The following is an 8,224-nucleotide window of genomic DNA, read 5'->3' as shown; positions in this document are numbered from 1 at the left end:
GTGCCGTTCCCGCGGCACCCGGCCGCGGCGACCGGGCCACGCCCACCGGGTCCCGCGACCCGGCCCGCACCACCACCTCCGCCAGCCCACCAGCCCGGGAGGGGCCATGACCTCGATCGCGCCCGCCGCACCGCCCGCCGCCGCACCGGCGGACCGCGCGCTGCCGCGCTGGTCGGCCCGCGCCTGCGCGGACGCCGACCGGGCGGAAGTGCTCGCGCTGTTCACCGACCCCGGCTTCTTCTTCCGCACCGAGCGGCCCGACACGCGCCCCGAGTGGGAGATCCGGCGGCTCCTCGGCGACGACACGCGCGTGCTCCGCGCCGACGGCGAGCCCATCGGCCTGTACGCGCTCGAGCACGAGGGCAGCGAGCACGGCTGCCACTACGTCCTGCACCTGCGCCTGCGCTCGGGCACCCCCACCCACTGGTGGCGTGCCGCGTACCGCGAGATCGTGCGGGCCCTGCGGTGGCGCCACGAGCTGGTGCGGCTGTCGGTCCGGTTCCCCGAGTTCGACCCGGCCGGCCTCGCCTTCGCGCGCTCGGCCGGGCTCACCGAAGAGGGCACGCTCGCCGGCGTGACCACCCACGAAGGCCGTCGCCGCGGCACGGTCTTCTTCTCGCAGGTTTGGGCGGAATCATGAAACTGCGCGGATACCGCGGCACCGACCGCAGGCTGCTGAGCGGGCCGTGGCCGGCCGGCGAGCTGCTGGGGCTGCCGCTCGAAGACTGGCCCGCGCTCGCCGACCCGACGGAGGTCCCCCCGCCCGCCGGCGACGACGAGGAGCTGTGCGTCACCGACGGCGCCTTCGTCCGGTACACGGCCATCGACTGGGTGCACCGGCGGGCCCGCGTCGAGATCGGTGTCCACCCGAGCCTGTCCGATGTGGATGAACTGCTCGAAGCCGCCGTCGCGCACGGGTTCACCGGCTTGAACCTGCGACGCCTGCACGGCTGGGTCACCCCGGCCGCCCGGCCCGGCTCGGCCGCGCTGGCCGCGGCCGGGTTCCGGCGCGAGGCGGTCGTGCCGGCCGCCACCTGGTTCGACGGCGCACCCGCCGCACGGGAGATCTGGGGGACGATCCGCCATGACTGAGCTGAAGCCGCTTTCGCCCGCCGAGGCCGCGCGGGGACTGCGCCGCGCGGGCGACGCCGCGCGCGGGTTCCTCGGCACCGACCCGGTGACCCAGAACGACGCCCTGCTCGTGCGTGAGCTCACCCGCCGCGAAGCCCAGGTGTACGCCGCGGGCGGCGCGCTCGTCGGCTGCGTGCCGAACCGGGCGCAGCCGCGCCAGGCGTACGTCTCGAGCACGTCCGCCGGCCCCGAGCCGGTGCGCGCGCTGCTCGGCCACCTCACCACCTACCAGCGGCGGACGTCGTTCGTCGCGCTGGTGCCCGAGGATGGTGCCGCCGCCTTCCTCGGGGCCGGGTTCGCCCGCAGCGGCGTGCTGCCCGGCCACCACTACGCCGGCCACGCGTTCCACGACGTGCTGGTCCTGGTGAAGGAGGAGCCATGCCGATCGTGACCGTCCGGCACTTCACCGAAGAGGACATCCCGCTGCGCACGGAACTGCTGCGCGAGGCGCGCTTCACGGCCAACCTCACCGACTTCGCCGTCGGCTCGGCCGACGACGGCCTGGCGGCCCGCCAGCACCGCACCATCACCGAAGAGCAGCGCACCAAGCGGATCTTCACCGTGTGCGGCCCGCACGGCCGCGTGATGGGGTTCGCGTGGATCACCTCGATCGACTGGCGCGCCCAGCGCTGCGAGCTGTCCTTCGGCGTGCTGCCGCGCGACCGCGGGCTCGGCGCGTTCGCCGTCTACGCGGTGCACAAGCACCTGCGCGACGAGCTCAACATGCGCGTGATCGTCAACCAGGTCCTCACGCACAACACCATGTTCCTGTCCGCCGAGGCGCTCGAAGCCCAGCACCAGGTCCGGTGCGAGCGGGATTCCTACACCGTCGGCGAATGGCGGACGGCGTGCTACTGGACACTGTCCGATGAGGACATCCGGAAGCACCGGGCCTCCGCCGAGGAACGCCGCCGGGAGCTGGCCGAGCGGATCCGCGAGCGCATCGAGGCCCGGTCGTGACCGGGCGGGCCGGATACCTGCGGACGCCCGCGATCTCCGGTGGCACCCTCTACTTCGCGTGCGAAGACGACTTGTGGTCCCTGCCCGCCGACGGCGGCCGGGCGCACCGCCTCACCGCGGGCCCCGGCGAAGCCCGGCGGCCGCGGATCTCCCCGGACGGCACGGAAATCGCGTTCGTCGGCACCTACGACGGCCCCGCCGAGGTGTACGTCATGCCGGCCGGAGGCGGCCCGCCCCGGCGGCTGACCCACCAGGCCGGCCGCTGCGTCACCGTCGGCTGGCACCCGCAGACCGGCGAGGTGCTCTACGCGACCGACGCCGAACAACCGTCCGGCTTCGGCGCGCGCCTGTTCTCGGTGGCGCCGGCCGGCGGTCCCGCGCGGCCGCTGCGGCTCGGCCCGGCCGACACGATCGCCTTCGGCGAGGGCGGTGTCGTCGTCGGCCGCAACACCGCGGATCCCGCGCGCTGGAAGCGTTACCGGGGCGGCGGCACGGGCGAGCTCTGGTACGCCGGAAGCGAGGCCGGGCCGTTCACGCGGCTCGTCGCGCTGCCCGGGAACGTCGCCGACCCCTGCTGGGCCGGCGGCCGCGTCCACTTCATCAGCGACCACGAAGGCATCGGCAACGTCTATTCGTGCCTGCCCGACGGCACCGACCTGCGCTGCCACACCGACCACCACGACCACTACGCACGCGGGCTCACCACCGACGGCACCCGGCTCGTCTACACCGCGGGCGCCCGGCTGCACCTGCTCGACGCCCGCGGTGCCCGGCCGGTGGCGGTGGACCTCGGCGGCGCGGCACCGCAGCGCGGCCGCCGGTTCGCCCCCGCGGGCGAGTACCTCGACGGCGCGCGGCTCAGCCCCGACGGCACCCGGCTCGCGGTGACCGCCCGCGGCAAGGCGTTCACCTTCGAGCACTGGTCCGGGCCGGTTCGCGGCCACGGCAGCGCCGACGGCGTGCGCTACCGGCTGCTGCGCTGGCTGGCCGGCGGGCGGCAGCTGGTCGCCGTCGCCGCCGACGAGAGCCCGGACGAGCGGATCGTGCTGATGGACGCCGAGGGCGGCGAGGACACTTCGGTGCTCGTCGCCGGTGGCGTCGGGCACATCACCGAGCTGACCGCCTCCCCCGCGTCGGGGCTCGTCGCCTTCGCGACCAGCCGCCAGCGCGTGTGGATCGTCGACACCGCCGACGTGCTCCCCCGGCCCCGGCTGCTCGACGCGAGCCGGCACGAGCGCATCGAGGACCTCGCGTGGTCGCCCGACGGCCGGTGGCTGGCCTACACGTTCCCGGAGTCGCCGCGCACGTCGTCGATCAAGCTCGCCGACACCGCGTCCGGGCGGACCCACCGGATCACCGAGCCGGTGGTGCGGGACGCGCGCCCGGCGTTCGACCCGTCCGGGCGCTACCTCTACTTCCTCGGTCAGCGCGACCTCACGCCGGAGCTGGACCAGGTGCAGTTCGACGTCGGGTTCCCGTTCGGTTCGCGGCCGTACCTGATCACGCTGCGGGCGGGCGAGGAGTCGCCGTTCGAGACGCGGGCCGCCGTGCCCGGGAAGCCGCTGCCCGCCCCGCGCGGCGACGGCCGGGTGACGGTCGACCTCGACGGCATTTCGCGGCGCGTCGCGGCCTTCCCCGTGCCGGAAGGCCGCTACAGCGACGTCGCGGCGCTGCCCGGCCGGGTGCTGCTGCTCTCGGTCCCGCTCGCCGCGCCCGATCCGGCGCACCCGGACGCCGGCGCCGAGGGCACGGTTTCGCTGGTGGACCTCGGCACGGGCCGGGTCACCGCCGGCTGCCTCGGCGCGGTCGACGAGCTGGACGTCCGGGGTGACGTGGTGCTGCACCGCACCGACAGCCGGCTGCGGGTGCTGCGCGCCGACGTCGCCGGCGACCCGCCCGATGGCGAGGAGCCGGGCCCGGCCACCGGCTGGGTCGACCTCGGGCGCGTCAAGGTCCCGTTCGACCCGTCGGCGGAGTGGCGGCAGATGTTCCGCGAGGCGTGGCGGCTGCAGCGCGAAGGCTATTGGGACGCGCGGATGTCCGGCCTCGACTGGGACGCCGTCTACGACCGGTACGCGCCGCTCGCGGAGCTGGTTTCGTGCCGTGCGGAGCTGTCGGACCTGATCTGGGAGCTGCACGGCGAGCTCGGCACGTCGCACGCGTTCGAGCGCGGCGGCGAGTACCGCGCCGGACCGGACGAAGCGCAGGGCTTCCTCGGCGTCGACTGGGACACCCCGCCCGACGGCTCGCAGTGGCGGATCGCGCGGATCCTGCGCGGCGACCCGTGGAACCCCAAGGCCGGTTCGCCGTGCGCCCGGCTCGGCGCGGACATCCGCGCGGGCGACGCCGTCGTCGCGGTCAACGGGCGGCGCGTCGGCCCGGCCGGCCCCGGCGAGCTCCTGGTCGGGCAGGCCGACCGGGAGGTGGAGCTGACCGTGCGGCGGCCGGGCGCGGCCGAGCACCGCGTGGTCGTGCGGGCGTGCGCGAGCGAGGCGCGGGCGCGGTACCTGGACTGGACCGAGGGCAACCGCGCGTACGTGCGCACGGTGTCGGGCGGCCGGCTGGGGTACCTGCACGTGCCCGACATGACGCGGGCCGGGTACGCCGACTTCGTCCGCGGGTTCCTCACCGAGCTCGACCGCGACGGCCTGATCGTGGACGTCCGGTTCAACACGGGTGGGCACGTTTCACCGCTGCTGCTCGACCGGCTCGCCCGCCGCCGCACCGGCACCGAGCACGGCCGGTGGAGCGGGATGGCGCCGTACCCCACGGAGTCGCCGCGCGGCCCGATGGCGACGCTGCTCAACGAGCACACCGGGTCCGACGGCGAGATCTTCGCGCACGTCTTCCGCGCGCTCGGGCTGGGCCCGCTGATCGGCCGGCGCAGCTGGGGCGGGGTGATCGCGACCTGGCCGCGGCACCGGCTGGTGGACGGCACGGTCACGACCCAGCCGGAGTTCCGCTACCGGTTCGGCGACGTGGGTGCTTCGCTGGAGAACCACGGCGTGGAGCCCGACCTGGCGGTGGTGCCGGCACCGGACCGGCTCCTGCCGGGGGAAGACGACCAGCTCGCCGCGGCCGTCGCGCACCTGCTGGCGGAGCTGGGCTCGCCGTCGGAGGAGCTGCCCGCGCCGCGGGCGGCCCTGCTGCTGCCGCAGGCACCGTGACCGGCCACGTCGACGTCTGGCTGGTGCCGGTCCGGCCCCGGCCGGAGTGGCTCGGGCTGCTCGACGACGCCGAACGCGCCCGCGCCGCCCGGCTGGCCGCGACTCCGGCGGGGGACGTGTTCACGGCTTCCCGGGCGCTGCAACGTCTTTGGGGCGCTTCCGCGGTCGGCGTCCCGCCGCGGGAAGTGGTGATCGACCGCTCGTGCGCGCATTGCGGCGACCCCGCCCACGGCCGGCCCCGGCTGGCCGGGGCGCCCGGGTTTTCGGTGTCGCACACCGGGCACTGGCTGCTGCTGGCGGTGGCGGAGACGGGGCTGATCGGAGCGGACATCGAGGACCCGGCCGCGGCGGCCGACGCCGCCGGGCTGGCCGGGGTGGTCCTGTCGGCGGCGGAGCACCGGGAGTTTTCGGCGGCGGCTCCGGCGGAACGGACCGGCCGGCTGCTGACGGCGTGGACCCGCAAGGAGGCGGCGATGAAGCTGGCCGGACTGGGATTGGCGGCGGCCCCGGCCCGGGTGGACGTCCGCGGGCGGCTCGCCCGTTCGGACGTACCGGGCTGGCCGAGTGAACCCGTGCACCTGCGCTCCCTCGCCGTTCCCGGCGGCCACGTCGCGGCGCTGGCCACGACCGTGCCGGTGCGGGCCGTGCACCGCCGTGACCTGGCCTTGCTCGACGCGCCGATGACCGCGGGGAGGTCCTAGCCCGTCCCGACCCGGCGCGGAGAACCCAATCTGGGTAGCGAGTACCCATGTACGCGCATCTCCCGGAGTGCGAATCTCTTCGGCGTGAGCCAGACAGTAGAGCGCCCCGAGCAGGCCTCCCCCGAGGCACCGGCCTGGTGGACCGCCGCTCGCCTCCCCGGCGAGGCGGGCGAGCCCGGTGCCGGCCGGCCCGCCTGGGCGCTGCTCGCGGACGACGTCCTGGCTTCGCTGCCCGCCGATGGCGACTGGCCCGCCCCCGTCGACGCCGAGGGCGATCACGTCTTCCGGCACGCCGTGCTGCCTTTCGCCGGCGCCGCCCGGGAGCTGCTGCTCGAGCGTGCGCCGGCCGCGGAACGCGTGTGGCCCGGTGTCGAGACCTGGCTCTGCGGGCAGCTCACCGCGCTCGCGGCCCGCACCTTCGTGCTCGAACTGCACTCGGCGAAGAAGGCCGGCCTGCTGCGCGGCGCCACCGGACGCGACCGCTTCGTCGACTTCCTGCGCCTGCTCGGCAGCCGCGGGTTCCTCGCCGACGTGCTGGGCCGCCACCCCGTGCTGGCCCGGCTGCTCGCCCAGACCTGCCTGCGCACCGCCGACGCCGTCGCCGAGCTGCTCACGCGGTTCGCCGCGGACCGCGCCGCCCTGCGCGCCGGGTTGCTGGCGGGCAGCGCGGCCGAGCTGAGCGAGCTGACCCTCGGCGCGGGTGACGTGCACTCCGGCGGCCGCGCGGTGGCCGTGCTCGGGTTCGCCGACGGACGGCGGCTCGTCTACAAGCCCCGTCCGCTCGGGCTGCTCGCCCGGTGGGGCGGGCTGCTGCGGTGGTTCGCCGAGGAACGGCCCGGGCTCGCACCACGCCCGGTGGGTGTGCTGGCCCGCGACGGCTACGGCTGGGCCGAGTACGTGCCCGCGCGGCCGTGCGCCGACCAGGCCGGCGTCGAGCTGTTCTACCGCCGCCAGGGTGCGCTGCTGGCCCTCCTCTACGCCCTCGACGCCACCGACATGCACTGCGAGAACCTCATCGCGTGCGGCGACCAGCCGATGCTGGTGGACGTCGAGACCCTGTTCCACCCCGCGTTCGCCACGCTGACCCGCAACGGGCCCGACCCGGCCGCCGCCGCGCTGCACCGCTCGGTGGCGCGCACCGCCCTGCTGCCCACGCTGATGCTCGGCGAGCACGGCGCGCTCGACGTGTCGGCCTTCGGCGGCGGCAACGGCGAGCAGAGCCCCGGGCAGGTGCCGCACTGGACCGGCGCCGGGACCGACGACATGCGCCTGGCCCGCGGGCCCCGCCCCTACGCCGGCGGCGCGAACCGCCCGGTGCTCGGCGGGGCCGAGGTCGACGCCGGGATGTACCGGCAGAGCCTGCTGAGCGGCTTCCGCGCCGCCTACGAGTCCCTGGTCGACCGCCGCGCCGAGCTGCTCGGCGGCGCGCTGGACGTCTTCGCGGACGAGGAGATCCGCCTGGTGATGCGGCCGACGCAGGTCTACGCCACGCTGCTGAGCGACTCGACGCACCCGGCGCACCTCGCCGCGGGCACCGCCCGGCCCGAGGCGTTCGCCTCGCTCGCCGACGATCACGGGAAAGCCCACCTGCCCGCCCTGGTGCCCCACGAGATCGCCGAGCTGTGCGACGGTGACGTGCCGGTGTTCACCGCCGCCGCGGGGTCGGTCGACGTCACCACCGGCACCGGCGTCGTCCTGCCCGGCCTGCTCGCCGCGAATGGTCTCGACCAGGCCCGCACGAAGATCGCGCAGCTGTGCGCCGAGGATCTGCGCGAGCAGGAGTGGTTCGTGGAGGCCACGCTCGCCACCCGCCGCCCCGAGGTCCGCCACGGCCCGGGTGCGCCGCTGCCCGGTGCGGTCGCCGCCGTCGTGCCCGACAGCCAGCACCTGCTCGCGCTGGCGTCGGCGATCGGCGACGACCTCGTCGCCCGCGCCGCCCACGACGACGGGCGGGCCAACTGGGTCGGCCTGGAACTCCTGGACGGACGGCACTGGCTGGTGCTGCCGATGGGCGCGGGGCTCGCCGAGGGCTACTGCGGCACGGCACTGTTCCTGGCCCAGCTGGGCCGGCTGACCGGCACCGCCCGGTACTCCGAGCTGGCCGCGAAGGCCGTGCGCACGCTGCCGGTGCTGGTCGAGGTCCTCGCCGAGCACCCCGAGCTGGCGCGCGAAGTCGGGTCCGGCGGTTTCTTCGGCCTCGGCGGGATCTGTTACGCACTGGCGCGGCTGGCCTCCCTCCACGGGGACAGCGCCCTCGCCGCCTGC

General features: G+C 75.9%; 7 protein-coding genes. All 7 read left to right on the top strand.

Annotated features, from left to right (window positions below; translation table 11 throughout):
• Positions 1-106: 106 nt before the first annotated feature.
• Entirely contained in the window at positions 107-640 is a 534-nt protein-coding gene (locus ACFVYA_RS27665) for a hypothetical protein (RefSeq protein ID WP_387049075.1), read from the top strand.
• Positions 637-1,092, top strand: a complete 456-nt coding sequence (locus ACFVYA_RS27660) for a GNAT family N-acetyltransferase (protein ID WP_387049074.1) — start codon at positions 637-639, stop codon at positions 1,090-1,092. Before ACFVYA_RS27665 ends, ACFVYA_RS27660 begins: the two co-directional genes overlap by 4 nt.
• The gene (locus ACFVYA_RS27655) at positions 1,085-1,522 is read left to right on the top strand and encodes a hypothetical protein (RefSeq protein WP_387049072.1); all 438 of its coding nucleotides are present in this window, start codon (positions 1,085-1,087) and stop codon (positions 1,520-1,522) included. Before ACFVYA_RS27660 ends, ACFVYA_RS27655 begins: the two co-directional genes overlap by 8 nt.
• Complete coding sequence (locus tag ACFVYA_RS27650) at positions 1,510-2,091, top strand: GNAT family N-acetyltransferase (protein WP_387049070.1); 582 nt, start codon at positions 1,510-1,512, stop codon at positions 2,089-2,091. Before ACFVYA_RS27655 ends, ACFVYA_RS27650 begins: the two co-directional genes overlap by 13 nt.
• Positions 2,088-5,258, top strand: coding sequence for a S41 family peptidase (locus ACFVYA_RS27645; protein WP_387049069.1), 3,171 nt, complete (start codon positions 2,088-2,090; stop codon positions 5,256-5,258). The genes ACFVYA_RS27650 and ACFVYA_RS27645 overlap by 4 nt, the downstream gene beginning before the upstream one ends.
• A complete protein-coding gene (locus ACFVYA_RS27640; RefSeq protein WP_285991013.1) occupies positions 5,255-5,959 on the top strand; it encodes a 4'-phosphopantetheinyl transferase superfamily protein in 705 nt (234 codons plus the stop codon). Before ACFVYA_RS27645 ends, ACFVYA_RS27640 begins: the two co-directional genes overlap by 4 nt.
• 84 nt (positions 5,960-6,043) lie before the next feature.
• Positions 6,044-8,224, top strand: a 2,181-nt coding sequence (lanM, locus tag ACFVYA_RS27635) for a type 2 lanthipeptide synthetase LanM (protein ID WP_387049067.1), incomplete at its 3' end; no start/stop codon positions are given.

Source organism: Amycolatopsis sp. NPDC058278 (genome assembly GCF_042881395.1).
In the GTDB taxonomy this organism is placed as follows: domain Bacteria; phylum Actinomycetota; class Actinomycetes; order Mycobacteriales; family Pseudonocardiaceae; genus Amycolatopsis.
This window is presented reverse-complemented; position numbering and strand designations above follow the sequence as displayed.